Annotated in this window: 12 protein-coding genes; 6 read left to right on the plus strand and 6 right to left on the minus strand. The window is 60.9% G+C overall.

Annotation, left to right across the window (positions count from 1 at the left end):
* The first annotated feature begins 270 nt into the window (after window positions 1–270).
* The 5 genes from pip (at window position 271) to AMC88_RS11270 (ending at window position 5,307) form a co-directional block, all read left to right on the plus strand.
* Window positions 271–1,245, plus strand: coding sequence for a prolyl aminopeptidase (gene pip / locus AMC88_RS11250; RefSeq protein ID WP_012483907.1), 975 nt, complete (start codon window positions 271–273; stop codon window positions 1,243–1,245).
* Between the two features lie 373 nt (window positions 1,246–1,618).
* Window positions 1,619–2,224, plus strand: a complete 606-nt coding sequence (locus AMC88_RS11255) for a transglutaminase-like cysteine peptidase (RefSeq protein WP_004680219.1) — start codon at window positions 1,619–1,621, stop codon at window positions 2,222–2,224.
* A gap of 215 nt (window positions 2,225–2,439) precedes the next feature.
* On the plus strand, window positions 2,440–3,225 hold the full coding sequence (locus tag AMC88_RS11260) for a hypothetical protein (protein WP_041683647.1): 786 nt from the start codon (window positions 2,440–2,442) through the stop codon (window positions 3,223–3,225).
* Window positions 3,226–3,343: 118 nt separating this feature from the next.
* Window positions 3,344–4,918: a D-alanyl-D-alanine carboxypeptidase gene (locus tag AMC88_RS11265; protein ID WP_012483909.1), complete on the plus strand. Its 1,575-nt coding sequence runs from the start codon at window positions 3,344–3,346 to the stop codon at window positions 4,916–4,918.
* A 113-nt stretch (window positions 4,919–5,031) separates the two neighbouring features.
* Entirely contained in the window at window positions 5,032–5,307 is a 276-nt protein-coding gene (locus AMC88_RS11270) for a hypothetical protein (protein ID WP_012483910.1), read from the plus strand.
* Window positions 5,308–5,348: 41 nt separating this feature from the next.
* Here the strand turns inward: AMC88_RS11270 and AMC88_RS11275 are convergent, their stop codons facing one another.
* From AMC88_RS11275 to AMC88_RS11300, 6 genes are all read right to left on the minus strand, one after another.
* Window positions 5,349–5,786 carry a DUF1489 family protein gene (locus tag AMC88_RS11275; RefSeq protein ID WP_010022356.1) on the minus strand — a complete coding sequence of 146 codons (438 nt, stop codon included), beginning with the start codon at window positions 5,784–5,786 and terminating at the stop codon, window positions 5,349–5,351.
* A gap of 118 nt (window positions 5,787–5,904) precedes the next feature.
* Complete coding sequence (locus AMC88_RS11280; RefSeq protein WP_012483911.1) at window positions 5,905–7,308, minus strand: L-serine ammonia-lyase; 1,404 nt, start codon at window positions 7,306–7,308, stop codon at window positions 5,905–5,907.
* Window positions 7,309–7,666: 358 nt separating this feature from the next.
* Window positions 7,667–8,812 (minus strand): CaiB/BaiF CoA transferase family protein, encoded by a 1,146-nt coding sequence (locus AMC88_RS11285; RefSeq protein WP_041683881.1) that lies wholly within the window; start codon window positions 8,810–8,812, stop codon window positions 7,667–7,669.
* 44 nt (window positions 8,813–8,856) lie between these two features.
* Window positions 8,857–10,521, minus strand: a complete 1,665-nt coding sequence (locus AMC88_RS11290) for an electron transfer flavoprotein-ubiquinone oxidoreductase (protein ID WP_012483912.1) — start codon at window positions 10,519–10,521, stop codon at window positions 8,857–8,859.
* A gap of 40 nt (window positions 10,522–10,561) precedes the next feature.
* Window positions 10,562–11,449 (minus strand): 3-hydroxybutyryl-CoA dehydrogenase, encoded by an 888-nt coding sequence (locus AMC88_RS11295; RefSeq protein ID WP_012483913.1) that lies wholly within the window; start codon window positions 11,447–11,449, stop codon window positions 10,562–10,564.
* A gap of 58 nt (window positions 11,450–11,507) precedes the next feature.
* The gene (locus AMC88_RS11300; protein WP_064825297.1) at window positions 11,508–12,692 is read right to left on the minus strand and encodes an acyl-CoA dehydrogenase; all 1,185 of its coding nucleotides are present in this window, start codon (window positions 12,690–12,692) and stop codon (window positions 11,508–11,510) included.
* A 105-nt stretch (window positions 12,693–12,797) separates the two neighbouring features.
* On the opposite strand from AMC88_RS11300, the gene AMC88_RS11305 reads away from it, so the two are divergent.
* Window positions 12,798–13,712, plus strand: coding sequence for a LysR family transcriptional regulator (locus tag AMC88_RS11305; RefSeq protein WP_012483915.1), 915 nt, complete (start codon window positions 12,798–12,800; stop codon window positions 13,710–13,712).
* Window positions 13,713–13,798 lie beyond the last annotated feature (86 nt).

Genomic DNA, 13,798 nt, shown 5'->3' on the forward strand with positions numbered 1-13,798 from the left:
CACCCGGTCAGGTCGTGTCGACAACGGCCTGGATTTAACCGCAACAGATCTGCAAGCGGCAACAAATCCGGCTTTGAAAAGCAGGGGCGAAATCCTGTCGCAAGTTGTTCCACCCAGTAGATATCTAATATTATGAGTGGAACAACCTGCGACACCGATCAGCCGGAGGCAGGTCGCGAAAATCGGGTAGCGATTTGCGCCCGGCAGTGCCGCCTCTTCCCTTCGTCATCGACATGATGGATAAGGTCCGCCTCGACCGCAGAGGCACCGATGTCAGCTCTCTATCCGGAAATCGAACCCTATGATCATGGTCTGCTCGATACGGGCGACGGCAATCTGATCTATTGGGAGACCTGCGGAAATCCGATTGGGCGGCCGGCAATGGTGCTGCATGGTGGGCCGGGCTCCGGCTGTTCGACCGACGCCCGACGCCAGTTCGATCCGGCGGCCTACCGGATCGTCCTCTTCGACCAGCGCAATTGCGGCCGAAGCCTGCCGAGTGCGGCCGATCCCGCGACCAATCTTTCCCTGAACACGACCTGGCATCTCGTGGCCGATATCGAAAGACTGCGGCTTCTTCTCGGCATCGACAGCTGGTTGCTTTTCGGCAACTCCTGGGGCTCGACGCTGGCGCTCGCCTATGCCGAAACGCATCCGCAGCGGGTCGCCGCGATCGTCCTGTCGGGCGTCACCACCACGCGGCGACAGGAAATCGACTGGCTCTGTCGCGGCATGGCGCCGCTCTTTCCGGAAGAATGGCATCGTTTCCGTCAGGGAATTCCCTCCAGCATGCAGGGGCTGGATGCGGACATGGCTAGAGACTACCACCGGCTCCTCAACGATCCGGACCAGCAGACATGTCTGAAGGCGGCGCGCGATTGGCATGACTGGGAGGCAGCCTCGATCCTGCTCGCCGACCCGGACGGCCTGCCGCGCCGCTGGGCCGATCCGGCCTATGTGCTGACGCGCGCCCGCATCATCACCCATTACTTTACCAACGGCGCCTGGCTTGAGGACAGCCAGCTGCTAAAGAACGCTGGCCGGCTCGCCGGCATTCCTGGCATCCTGCTGCAGGGAAGGTTCGACATCGAGGCGCCGCTTGTCACCGCCTGGGAACTGGCGCGCGCCTGGCCCAAAAGTGAACTCCGGATTCTTCCGCACGCTTCCCATTCCACCGGAAATCCCGATATGAGCGCGGCGATCATCGCCGCCACCGACCACTTTCGCGATTTCTCTCAAAAATAATTTTTCCGTTTGAGTCGATGAGCGCGGTGTTTTTCCGGTGATCAGCCGGACAATTCGCGTCATTCCGGCTTTTTGTCGGAAGACCGCGTGCCGCCTGCAAGGGTCGCCTTCCCGCAGGCATTTACTCGGCTCAGCGAAAACCCTTAATGGCCGGGCGGCAGCACAGCCTCTGCGGGCGCGAAAGCCTTGCTGCGTAAATTACAATTTTAATCGCCTTCGAGACAAATACGCCTCGAATTTTATGCGCATTCGAGTTTGTTTTTAGCCGAGTTTTATCGGCATTTGATTCAACTAAGTCTTTAATTCTATTGCGTAATTTTGCGCTGGGTAAAAACGTCTGTGTCATTGTCGCCTCAACTTAGGGGAGACGGCAATGACGACTGCGAATATCCTGAAAGGCGGCCTTCTGGCCGGTGTCATCGCGATGACCATGGCAGGCTCTGGACAGGCGACGCCCGCCAGCATGGCTCTGGCAGGCAATGCCAGCCCGCCGATCGGACATTATGAATTCTGCAAGGCCAGCCCGAAGGAATGCGCCTATGCCGGCGGCGATGCCGGACCGGCCATCCTGACAGAGGATCGCTGGAAGGAAATCCTCAAGGTCAACTACACCGTCAATTCGTCGATCCAGCCGGAAACGGATGAACAGATCTACGGCGTCGAAGAGCGCTGGGCCTATCCGACCAGCGTCGGCGACTGCGAGGACTATGCTCTGCTGAAGCGCAAGATGCTGATCGACGACGGCTTCTCGCCGTCCGACACGCTGATCACCGTCGTGCTGCAGCCGAACGGCGAAGGCCATGCCGTGCTGACGGTGCGCACCGATCATGGCGACTTCATTCTCGACAACATGCGCAACAAGGTGCTGCTGTGGTCGGACACCGAATATACCTATCTGAAGCGCCAGTCCGCCGACGACCCGGCCCGCTGGTCGAAGCTTCAGGATGGCCGCGCTGTCGCCGTCGGTAGCGTCAAGTAAGCAGTGACCCGCCGGCCAATCCGGCGCAGGTTTCGGCCCGGTCAGTCCCCGCATCCCGTCCCCGACCGGTGCCTAAGAGCCGTTCCCGCTGTCCCGGGAACGGCTCGCTTCATTTTGGGGCACAAGCGGCAGCTTACGCCTCCCAAATCTTAGCAATTTATTAACCCTGCCGGTCTGATCATGCCGATCAGATTCATCATCGGCACCGGCGGCTCATGTTCTTCCTGCGGCGGACCGAAACGCAACGAGCCGCCATGAGCCATGCCGCGCAAAGCGCCCCCGAAGAGCAGCCGCTGCTTTCCATGGGATTTCTCCTCCGCACGACGGCGGTGATCGCCGTCCTGGCTGTCCTGACCGTCGCCATCAGCATCGGCGGCCGTTGGTTCGGCCGGCACATCTCGCTTGCCGGCAACAGCGACAGCCCAGCTGAAATCACGCTGACCATCGGCCGCGACACGGTGAAACTGCCTGAAAATACCATCCGCTTCCCGAGCCAGCGGCATGAAGGGGCGGCCGAGCGCGTCGATCTCTACCTCGCCTGGCCTGACATGCGGGGTTACGGCAAGGACAATCATCTTCGGTTCGACGATGTCGCCCAATCCTCCGGCCTGATCTTCCTGCAAATCGCCCAGAGCACCATGTCGCGCGACATGTCCGGTCGGCTGGAGCCGATCTATTCGCACTTGATCGAAGGACCAGCCGAGGCTTTTCGCGACGGATTGACGCTCCACCGTCTTCGCGCCGACGCCGGTTATGGAGAAGAAGTGCTGCTGACGGCAGCCGTCAAGGGCGGAGCGGACTACGTCGTGCGCTGCATCTTGCCTTCAACCCCGGACAAGGCGACGAGCGGAGACTGCCAGCGAGATATCAAGGTCGGCAAGGATCTTAGCGTCCTTTACCGCTTCTCGAGCAGCCATCTCGACAATTGGGAACATATTGATGCCGCGATCCGCACCTTTGTGGAGGCGCGTCTTATGAACCGTTCTGCGACAGGTCCCTAAAATGCTTCGGGACGGCGAGTGAAACGATTCACCATAAACGGATTGGTAACGCTGAATCGGTAATTTCTAAAGACGAGCTGTGCGGCGGGGGGTGTGCGGTTCCTGCCCAATATCTGAAATGCAAGCGAAGAGTGGAATAGTGTCAAGGTCAGTCTCCTCCGTATCATCGTTCCGGTCCGGCAGCTTTTTCGCAAAGCTCCTGGCGATCCTTTCGATGGCCGTCACGGTCGTCCTGGTCGATTCGGTCAATGCCGAAGCGGAAGCGGCCAATCCGAAATATGCGGGCATCGTCGTCGACGCCAAGACCGGCAATGTCCTCTACAGCGAGAACGCCGATCGGCTGCAATATCCCGCCTCGCTGACCAAGATGATGACCCTCTACATGACCTTCGAGGCATTGGAGCAGGGTCGCATCCGCCTCGACACGCCGGTCCCCTTCTCCGCTCACGCCGCCGCCCAGGCGCCGACCAAACTCGGCGTGCGCGCCGGCGGCACGATCACCGTCGAGCAAGGCATCCTCGGCCTTGTCACCCTGTCGGCCAACGATGCCGCGACCGCGCTCGGCGAGATGCTGGGCGGCAGCGAAGATCGCTTCGCCCAGATGATGACGGCCAAGGCGCATGCGCTCGGCATGACGCGCACCACCTATCGTAACGCCAACGGCCTGCCGAATACGGCGCAGATGACGACGGCGCGCGACCAAGCCCGCCTCGGCATCGCCCTTCGCCAGCATTTCCCGCAATATTACGGTTATTTCTCCACCCGCGCCTTCAAATTCGGCACCCGAACGATCCGCAGCCATAACCGCCTGGTCGGCTCGGTGCGCGGCGTCGACGGCATCAAGACAGGATACACGCGCGCCGCCGGCTTCAATCTGGTGAGTTCGGTGCAGGTTGACGGCAAGTCGATCGTCAGCGTCGTGCTCGGCGGTACTTCGGGGCCGGCTCGCGACGCACAGATGCGCAATTTGATCGCCACCTACCTGCCGAAAGCATCGAGCCGCGGCGGATCTTCGCAGCTGATCGCTCAGGCAGCCCCTGCCCCGGCGATGATCGAAACGCCCGCCCCCGTCGAGCCGCAAAAGGCCGCACAGGTCGCCCGGCAGGCCGTGCCACAGCAGCAGGTTGCTCCCCAGCAGGTCGCGAAGACGATCACCGCGGCGCAGCCGCCGATTTCCGCCGCTGCCGCCGATCTTGGCCTGCCGCGTAAGGGGCCGCTGCCGGACGCCCGCTATCAGGTTGCCGAGACAGAAGTCGCCTATACCGAAACATCCGCCACGAAGTCTGACAATCCGCTGGTTGCCCAGGCTATGCCGGCACCGACCAAGGTTAAGATCACGAGCTTCAAGCAGCAGGCTCCCGCCGCCGCACCTGCCAAACCGGACAGCGCCACGGTCGATCATGTCACGACTGCTTCGACCAGCGCTGCCCCAGCAAGCGCCGCGCCTGCGGGCTGGGTGGTACAGGTCGGCGTCTCGCCGAGCCGGCAGATGGCCATGGACCTCCTGGAAGGCGCCAAGACCAAGGGCGGCAAGGCGCTTGCCTCGGCAAAACCCTTCGCCGTCGCCTACGGCAGCGGCAATGACCAGGTCTACCGCGCCCGGTTCGGCGGCTTCGACGATCAGCGCGATGCGGTCAACGCCTGCAAGGCTTTGAAGAAGGCCGGCATCAAGTGCTGGGCGGCTGCACAATGAGCTATTCGATGCTGCCTGCAGCATGCCCGGCAGCATCGGTCACGACCGGAATCGGTGTTTGCGTTTCCGGCCACCATTCTTGAACTCGATCAGTAGTGCGTACGGGGAAGACAATGGCGATTAATGAGAATTTTCCGGGAATGCCAGGCGAGCGCCGCATCGGGGCCAGAGGGCGCTCAGCCCTGCATCCGCTGCACGAAGCGGCACTGCGGCTCGCCGAGATGGGCCTGCAGCGGCCGAGAGCGAAATCTGCCAAGACCCGCGATCTCATCAATCTGCTGCTTTGCCACGGCGCCCGCGCCTGGCGCTATTCCCAGCCGGAAGCCCGGATCCATCTGCATGTGACCTCGCCCGACGGCAGCGCCCCAGTGCAATTGCGCCTGCGCTGAGCCGCCGGCGCTATCGGCAACTGTTGTATTCTGCGACAGCGTTAGAGCAGGCCAAGCTCGGTAAGCTCGCGCCGCAGGTCGGCCGGCATTTCGGCGATGCTGGCGCCCAGACTCGTCAGATCGGCCGGCACGTCATCCTGCGTATAGTAGCGCCAGCCCTGGAACGGCCGCTTCGGCTGTACCGCCGTTTCGATGACTTCGGGACCAAGCATCAGGCGGCAGCGTGATATCCCTTCGTCGTCGGTGAAGGTCTCGATGTCGAGCAGCCGCTGTCTCGCCTGCACCTGCCCTTTGATCACCCAGTAGAGCGAGCCGCCGTCAAGCAGCTCCTCCATGCGTTTGGGCACCATGCGGGTCGTATGCACGGAATGCGGCTCGAGTCCGGCGGCAATGGCGCGCAGCGAACGCTCCGCCACCCATTCGCGCAGATCGTCGATCGAGTCGGCGCCGACACAGAGTTTGATGAGATGCAATGCCATACCGCCGTTGAAATCCTTTTGGCGGCGAGCGTCAAGCGCCGACGGCATGCCGCACGACACTGTGCAGCGGTTTTGCGCCTGCCTGAAAATGTCGAACCGTTCTAACGCGGTCGCAAACTCAGCATTCGACGACATTGACGGCGAGGCCGCCGGTCGAGGTTTCCTTGTATTTCTCGCTCATGTCGTGGCCGGTCTGGCGCATCGTCTCGATGCAGGCGTCCAGCGGCACGAAGTGCTGGCCGTCGCCCTTGACGGCGAGCGACGCCGCCGTGACGGCCTTGACCGCCCCGAGCGCGTTGCGCTCGATGCAGGGAACCTGCACAAGACCGGCAACCGGATCGCAGGTCATGCCGAGATGATGTTCGAGCGCGATCTCGGCGGCGTTCTCGATCTGCTCCGGCGTGCCGCCCATCACAGCTGCAAGGCCAGCAGCCGCCATTGCCGCGGCCGAGCCGACCTCGCCCTGACAGCCGACCTCGGCCCCCGAGATCGAGGCATTGTGCTTGATGATGCCGCCGATGGCGGCAGCAGTCAGCAGATAATCACGGATGCCGTTCTGGTCCCAGTCCTCGTGGAAGTGCTCGTAATAGCGGATCGTCGCCGGAATGACGCCGGCCGCCCCGTTGGTCGGCGCGGTGACGACGCGGCCGCCGGCTGCATTTTCCTCGTTGACGGCCATCGCATAGACGCTCAGCCAATCGTTGGCGAGCAGAGGATTGACGCGATTGCTGCGCCACTCCTCCTGCAGCTTGTCGTGAATCCTGCGGGCGCGGCGCTTGACGTTGAGGCCGCCCGGCATGACGCCCTCGACCTTGAGGCCACGCTCGATGCAGGAGCGCATCGCCTCCCAAATGCGGTCAAGCCCGGCGTCGAGCTCTTCGCGTGAACGCTGGCTCTCCTCGTTCGCGCGCTTCATCTGCGCGATCGAAAGCCCCGAGCGCTCGGCCATGTCGAGCATCTGCCTGGCGGTCGCGAAAGGATAAGGCACGCGCGCGCCGCCTACGGCGTTCTTCTTCGCCCGCATCTGTTCCAGTTCGGTGTCGGTGACGACAAAGCCGCCGCCGACCGAATAATAGATGCGTTTCAAGAGCAGCCGGCCGTCACGATCATAAGCGGAAAAGATCATGCCGTTGGCATGGCCGGGCAGCGGCTGCTTCTTGTCGAAGACCAGATCGGTCTTCGGCTGGAACTGATAGGCGGGATGGCCCACCGGCGTGATGCGGCTGGTGCGCTCAACCGTATCGATGATGCCGTCCATCTTGTCGGGATCGACGCTGTCGGGCGCCTCCCCCATCAGGCCGAGGATGACCGCCCTGCCCGTTCCATGACCGATGCCAGTGTGGGCAAGCGAACCATGCAGGCTGACCTTGATCGCGGTGACCTGCGCGCCCGATGACGGACGTGGCCATTCATTCGACAGGATCAGATCGAGAAACCGGTTGGCAGCCGACATCGGACCCATCGTGTGCGAACTCGACGGCCCGACACCGATCTTGAACACGTCGAATACCGAGAGAAACATGGATGCGCCTTCTGAACACTGGAATACAAATTTAGACGCCACCGGTTTCTGATCCAAGCGGCAAACCGACATCGCATAGAGTCGGTGCGACATTCCGGCTGCACACTGGGATGACACAGACAAAACCCGCGCAACGCAGCGATGCGGCAACCGATTGTTACGAACATCGTCGCCTCACTGCAAGAGACGATCATCGTGGCACGAAGATGTCGCTTGAGCAAAGGCTCAGACGAAAGCTCGGCAGAAGCGGCGCGGTTTTCGGCCAGGATCAGAAGAGCCTTCTGCGATCGCTTTTCAAACGCGCAGTTTCGGCCCGGCCTCTCATTGCCGTCGATGTCAAAAATGCCGGCTTAAAACGTCAGTCCAGTAAGGTCCAGTCTGCCTGTACCTTGCCATTGTGCTCACCAAGTCTGGGCGACTTGCGGTGCGAAGAGAGCGCGTGCCCTGAGAAAATGATTGGTGTACGGATGCCCGCTATCCCTTCGTTGTCCACCGCCATCTCTCGATGCGCGACTTGCGGGTCGGCAAACACGTCTTCGACGGTATTGATGGGGCCGGCGGGAATGCCCACGCGCGCCAGGTCGGCTAGCAGATCCGTCCGCTTGAAAAGCTTCGTCTGTGCTTCCATGACCGATGTCAGCTCCTCTCGATGGCGAACTCTTTCTGCATTCGACTTGAAACGGACGTCGTCTGCCACAGCGGATAGCCGGAGGATATCGCATAGCCGTGCAAACTGAGCGTCGTTCCCGCAGGCGATAATGATATTGCCGTCAGACACCGGGAATACTTGGTATGGCGCGATGTTGGGATGCGCATTGCCGAGTCTCGTCGGCGCCTTTCCCGAGGCCAGGAAATTCATTGCCTGATTGGCCAAAACACCCACCGCACTGTCCAGAAGTGCCATATCGATGAACTGTCCCTCACTTGTCGTATTTCTGAGGATCAGAGCGGCTTGGATAGCGATGACTGAATAGAGACCCGTGAAGATATCGGCGAACGCGACACCGATTTTCTGCGGCTCCCGATCAGGTTCACCGGTCAAATCCATGATGCCCGCCATGCCCTGGACGATAAAATCGTATCCTGCGCGCCCGGCATAAGGACCGGTTTGGCCAAAGCCGGTAATCGAGCAATAGATCAGTCTTGGGTTGATCGCCTTCAGGCTCTCATAATCAAGACCGAACTTCTTCAACCCGCCGACCTTGAAGTTCTCGATGACGACGTCCGCGCTCGCGACCAGTGTCCGAATCTTGTCGATGTCGTCCATCGAGTTAAAATCCGCCGTTAAGCTCAGTTTTCCGCGATTGCAGCTATGGAAATAGGCTGCAGCGACATCATCGCCATCCGTGATGAAGGGAGGCCCCCAGCGACGCGTATCGTCGCCCTCCGGGCTTTCCACCTTGATGACCGTCGCACCCAGGTCGGCAAGTGTTTGTCCGGCCCAAGGACCTGCCAGGATTCGCGCCAGTTCCAAGACCCGAACGCCTTCAAGCGGAGACTGCATCGATAACTCCCTGATCATTCATAAGTTGGCGGATCATCGTTTCGCTACATATTGGGATAGACCGGCCCCTCGCCGCCCTGCGGCGGCACCCAGTTGATGTTCTGGTTGGGATCCTTGATGTCGCAGGTCTTGCAGTGCACGCAGTTCTGGGCGTTGATGACGAAGGTCTTGTCGCCGTCCTTCTCCACCCATTCATAGACGCCGGCCGGACAGTAGCGCGTCGACGGGCCGGCATAGATGCCGAGCTCGGAGCTCTTCTGCAGGCCCATGTCCTTGACCTGCAGATGCACCGGCTGGTCTTCCTCGTGATTGGTGTTCGACAGGAACACCGAGGACAGACGGTCGAAGGTCAAAACGCCATCCGGTTTCGGATAGGCGATCGGCTTGTGCTGCGAAGCCGGCTCCAGCGACTGCGCATCGGTCTTGCCATGCTTCAGCGTACCGAAGAAGGAGAAGCCGAACAGCGTGTTGGTCCACATGTCGAGGCCGCCGAGCGCCACGCCGAGCGCGGTGCCGAACTTCGACCACAGCGGCTTGACGTTACGGACACGTTTGAGATCGCGGCCGATGTCGCCCTTGCGCCAGTCGGTCTCGATCTCGACGACCTCGTCATGGCTGCGGCCGGCTGCGATGGCCGCCGCCAGCTTCTCGGCCGCCAGCATGCCCGACAGCGCGGCATTGTGGCTGCCCTTGATGCGCGGCACGTTGACGAGGCCGGCCGAACAACCGATCAGCGCGCCGCCGGGGAAGGTGAGCTTCGGCACCGACTGATAACCGCCCTCGGTGATGGCGCGCGCCCCATAGGACAGCCGCTTGCCGCCCTCGAAGGTGCCACGGATCGCCGGATGCGTCTTGAAGCGCTGGAACTCCTCGAACGGGTAGAGATAGGGGTTCTTGTAATTGAGGTGGACGACGAAGCCGACCGCCACCAGATTGTCTTCGAGGTGATAGAGGAAGGAGCCGCCGCCGGTCTTCATGCCGAGCGGCCAGCCGAAGGAGTGCTGCACCAAGCCCTGCTTGTGGTTCTCGGGCTTGACCTGCCAGAGTTCCTTGATGCCGATGCCGAATTTCTGCGGCTCGCGATCCTTCTGCAGATCGAACTTGGCGATCAGCTGCTTGGCAAGCGAGCCGCGCACGCCTTCGCCGATCAGCGTATATTTGCCGCGCAGCTCCATGCCGCGGGTATAGTTCGGGCCGGGCTCGCCGTTCTTCTCAATGCCCATGTCGCCGGTGGCGACACCGATGACCGCACCCTTGTCGTCATAGAGCACTTCGGTGGCGGCAAAGCCCGGATAGATCTCGACGCCGAGTTCCTCCGCCTTGCCGGCCAGCCAGCGACAGACATTGCCGAGCGAGACGATGTAATTGCCATGATTGTTCATCAGCGGCGGCATCATGACATTCGGCAGGCGGATCGAGCCGGCCGGCCCGAGCAACAGAAACTGGTCGTCGGTCACTTCGGTCTTGAACGGATGATCGGCATCCTCGCGCCAGCCGGGCAGCAGCCGGTCGATGCCGATCGGATCGACCACGGCGCCCGAGAGGATATGGGCGCCGACCTCGGCGCCCTTCTCCAGGACAACGACCGACAGCTCCGGATTGACCTGCTTCAGCCGGATCGCCGCGGCAAGACCGGCCGGACCGGCGCCGACGATCACCACGTCGAATTCCATGCTCTCGCGACTCTCGCCTGCGTGTTCTTCGGTCATGATAGATGCCTGACAATCTCGATGTTGGAATGCGATGGGATCAGCGGGTTGGCCGAGCCGGAACGTAGCGATAGTCGTAGAATCCGCGCTGCGCCTTGCGGCCGAGCCAGCCGGCTTCGACATATTTGACCAGCAGCGGGCACGGCCGGTATTTGCTGTCAGCCAGCCCCTCATGAAGGACCTGCATGATGGAAAGGCATGTGTCCAAACCGATGAAATCGGCCAGCTCGAGCGGCCCCATCGGATGATTGGCGCCGAGCTTCATGCCGGTATCTATGGCTTCGACGTTTCCGACACCTTCATACAGGGTGTAGATCGCTTCATTGATCATCGGGATGAGAACGCGGTTTACGATGAAAGCCGGAAAATCCTCGGAAACGGTGACGGTCTTGCCGATGGATTGCGCGAAATCCTTGGCGGTGGCGAAGGTCTCCTGATCCGTTCCGATGCCGCGGACCAGCTCGACCAGCTTCATAACCGGTACGGGATTCATGAAGTGTATCCCTATAAAACGATTGGGTCTGTCGGTTGACGCGGCAAGCCGCGTTATGGAGAGCGACGAGGTGTTCGTCGCCAGGATCGCGTCGGGCTTCAAAACGGTGCACACGTCCGTAAAGACTTTCCTTTTGATGCCTTCATTCTCGCTTACCGCTTCGACGACCAAATCGGCGCTCGCCAGATCCTGGAGAGAGAACGCTCCCTTTATTCGGGAGATCGCCTCTTCAGCCGCCTCGCCCGGCATTTTGCCGGTCTCGACCTGGCGTCGAAAGTATCCGGCGCTCGCTTCGATGCTCGCGCGGATCCGGCTTTTATCGAGATCGTAAACCAAGGCCGCGTGACCATGTTTCGCCACGACTTCCGAAATCCCAGTCCCCATCTGGCCGGCGCCAATGACGGCGACGGTAGAAATCTTATTCGCTTTAGGCATGCTGCCTCTCGTTGACCGGAAGTTGAAGGACGATCTCTGCCGAACAGATGACGGGGCTTTAGAAGAACGCCTGGAGACCCGTCTGGGCCCGCCCAAGGATCAGGGCGTGGACGTCGTGGGTGCCCTCATATGTGTTGACCGTTTCCAGGTTCTGCGCGTGGCGCATGACATGGTATTCGATCTGAATGCCGTTGCCGCCATGCATGTCCCGGGCCTGCCGCGCTATATCAAGCGCCTTGCCGCAGTTGTTGCGCTTGACGAGCGAGACCATTTCCGGGGCCATCTTGTGCTCGTCCATCAGGCGGCCGACGCGAAGCGAGCCCTGCAGTCCGAGCGTGATCTCCGTCATCATGTCGGCGAGCTTCTTCTGATAAAGCTGCATCCCTGCAAGCGGTTTGCCGAACTGCTTGCGGTCCAGACCGTATTGACGAGCGCGGAACCAGCAGTCCTCGGCCGCGCCCATGACACCCCAGGAGATGCCGTAACGGGCCCGGTTGAGACAGCCGAAGGGTTCCTTAAGACCGGAAACGCCGGGCAAAAGCGCATCTTCGGTGACTTCAACGCCGTCCATCACGATTTCACCTGTGATCGAGGCACGCAGCGAAAGCTTGCCGCCGATCTTCGGGGCCGAAAGGCCCTTCATACCCTTTTCGAGAACGAAGCCGCGTATTTCGTTGTTGTGGGCCTCCGACTTTGCCCAGACGACGAAGACATCGGCAATTGGCGAGTTCGAAATCCACATCTTCGAGCCGCGCAATCGGTAGCCGCCCGAAATTTTCTCGGCGCGGGTCTTCATGCCGCCGGGATCGGAGCCGGCGTCGGGCTCTGTCAAGCCGAAGCAGCCGATCAGATCACCCGAGACGAGGCCCGGCAGATATTTCTTCTTCTGCTCGTCAGAGCCGTAGGCGAAGATCGGGTAAATAACCAGCGAGGACTGCACGCTCATCATCGAGCGATATCCGGAGTCGATACGCTCGACCTCGCGAGCGATCAGTCCGTAAGCGACGTAGGACGCGTTCGCGGCCCCATACTCTTCCGGCAGCGTGACACCGAGAAGGCCGGTCTGCCCCATCAACTTAAACAGCTCCGGGTCGGTTGCTTCTTCGAGATAGGCGTCGTGGATGCGCGGCAAGAGTTCGGATTCTGCGAAAGCAGCGGCGGATTCGCGGATCATCCGCTCATCTTCGGTCAGCTGGTCATCGAGCAGAAAGGGGTCATTCCAAGAAAAGGCCAAGATCGTCATCCTCCCTTTGAGGTTTTCGCTTTCGATTTGATGGAATTAGAACCGCTTTTCCGCGAGTGGGAAAGCGAGGTTTACTCATCGGCCTATGAGCTATAGTAATAGCGTATGGCAAACCTCTCGCGAAGACTCCTTCCCTCGACCTCCGCTCTCGCGGCTTTCGATTCCGTCGCGCGGCTGAGCACTTTTTCTGCCGCGGCTGAGGAGCTTTCCCTCACGCAAGGAGCCATCAGCCGACAGATCGCCGCGCTGGAGGAGCAACTGGGCGTTTTGCTGTTCGAGCGTACCAGCCGCGGCGTCATTCTCACCGAGGCCGGTACCGATTATGCGCGGGCTATTGCTGGCGCTTTGGCGGAAATCCGCTCCGCTTCACTGCAGGCCATGACCAAACAGCATAACGATCAACTCAATCTCGCCATCTTGCCAACATTCGGCACGCGCTGGCTGATGCCGCGTATTCCCCGGTTTGTCGCCAGACATCCGGAGATCACACTGAACTTCGCGACGCGCATAGGGCTGTTCGATTTCGACCGCGACGACATCGATATGGCGATCCATATCGGCCAGCCCGACTGGCCGGGTGCGGAAAGCACATTTCTTATGGAGGAGATGGTGGCGCCGGTCGCCTCCCCGTCTTTTCTCAGTTCACATCCCATCTTGACGGCTGAAGATCTGCTTCGCCTTCCGCTGCTGCAGATGGCATCCCGTCCGGCAGCCTGGAGCCACTTCTTCGAGAGCCTCCAAGTCGACGGCACCCCATCGCAGGCCATGCGGTTCGAACAGTTCAGCAGCGTGGCCCAAGCCTGCATCGCCGGGCTGGGGCTCGCGTTGATGCCAGTTTTCCTCATCGACTCTGAGCTTGCGAATGGCCAGCTCGTTCAAGCCCTTCCGCATCAGGTCAAAAGCCCCAGCGCCTATTATGCGGTCGCGCCCCTCAGCAGGAAGGACTTCCGTCCGGTTGTGGCGTTCCGAGCATGGCTGCTGGAAGAGGTCGCGCTTTATCGGAAGAATGCTGCCGGCTGATGCAGCTCGGTTGCAACGGCAGCCGTATCACGCCCGGTCCACTCTTCGCTCCTACTCGACTACAAGCGTTCTTGACTCTTCCGCTA

The organism is Rhizobium phaseoli, assembly GCF_001664385.1.
GTDB classification, from domain to species: Bacteria; Pseudomonadota; Alphaproteobacteria; order Rhizobiales; family Rhizobiaceae; genus Rhizobium; species Rhizobium phaseoli.

Excerpts from the sequence above, each read along its gene's own strand:
- AMC88_RS11305 (WP_012483915.1), top strand. The coding sequence starts at position 12,798 with ATGGCAAACCTCTCGCGAAGACTCCTTCCCTCGACCTCCGCTCTCGCG.
- AMC88_RS11285 (WP_041683881.1), bottom strand. The coding sequence starts at position 8,812 with ATGCAGTCTCCGCTTGAAGGCGTTCGGGTCTTGGAACTGGCGCGAATC.
- AMC88_RS11265 (WP_012483909.1), top strand. The coding sequence starts at position 3,344 with ATGCAAGCGAAGAGTGGAATAGTGTCAAGGTCAGTCTCCTCCGTATCA.
- AMC88_RS11290 (WP_012483912.1), bottom strand. The coding sequence starts at position 10,521 with ATGACCGAAGAACACGCAGGCGAGAGTCGCGAGAGCATGGAATTCGAC.
- AMC88_RS11270 (WP_012483910.1), top strand. The coding sequence starts at position 5,032 with ATGGCGATTAATGAGAATTTTCCGGGAATGCCAGGCGAGCGCCGCATC.
- AMC88_RS11260 (WP_041683647.1), top strand. The coding sequence starts at position 2,440 with ATGTTCTTCCTGCGGCGGACCGAAACGCAACGAGCCGCCATGAGCCAT.
- AMC88_RS11275 (WP_010022356.1), bottom strand. The coding sequence starts at position 5,786 with ATGGCATTGCATCTCATCAAACTCTGTGTCGGCGCCGACTCGATCGAC.
- AMC88_RS11280 (WP_012483911.1), bottom strand. The coding sequence starts at position 7,308 with ATGTTTCTCTCGGTATTCGACGTGTTCAAGATCGGTGTCGGGCCGTCG.
- AMC88_RS11295 (WP_012483913.1), bottom strand. The coding sequence starts at position 11,449 with ATGCCTAAAGCGAATAAGATTTCTACCGTCGCCGTCATTGGCGCCGGC.
- AMC88_RS11255 (WP_004680219.1), top strand. The coding sequence starts at position 1,619 with ATGACGACTGCGAATATCCTGAAAGGCGGCCTTCTGGCCGGTGTCATC.
- AMC88_RS11300 (WP_064825297.1), bottom strand. The coding sequence starts at position 12,692 with ATGACGATCTTGGCCTTTTCTTGGAATGACCCCTTTCTGCTCGATGAC.
- pip (WP_012483907.1), top strand. The coding sequence starts at position 271 with ATGTCAGCTCTCTATCCGGAAATCGAACCCTATGATCATGGTCTGCTC.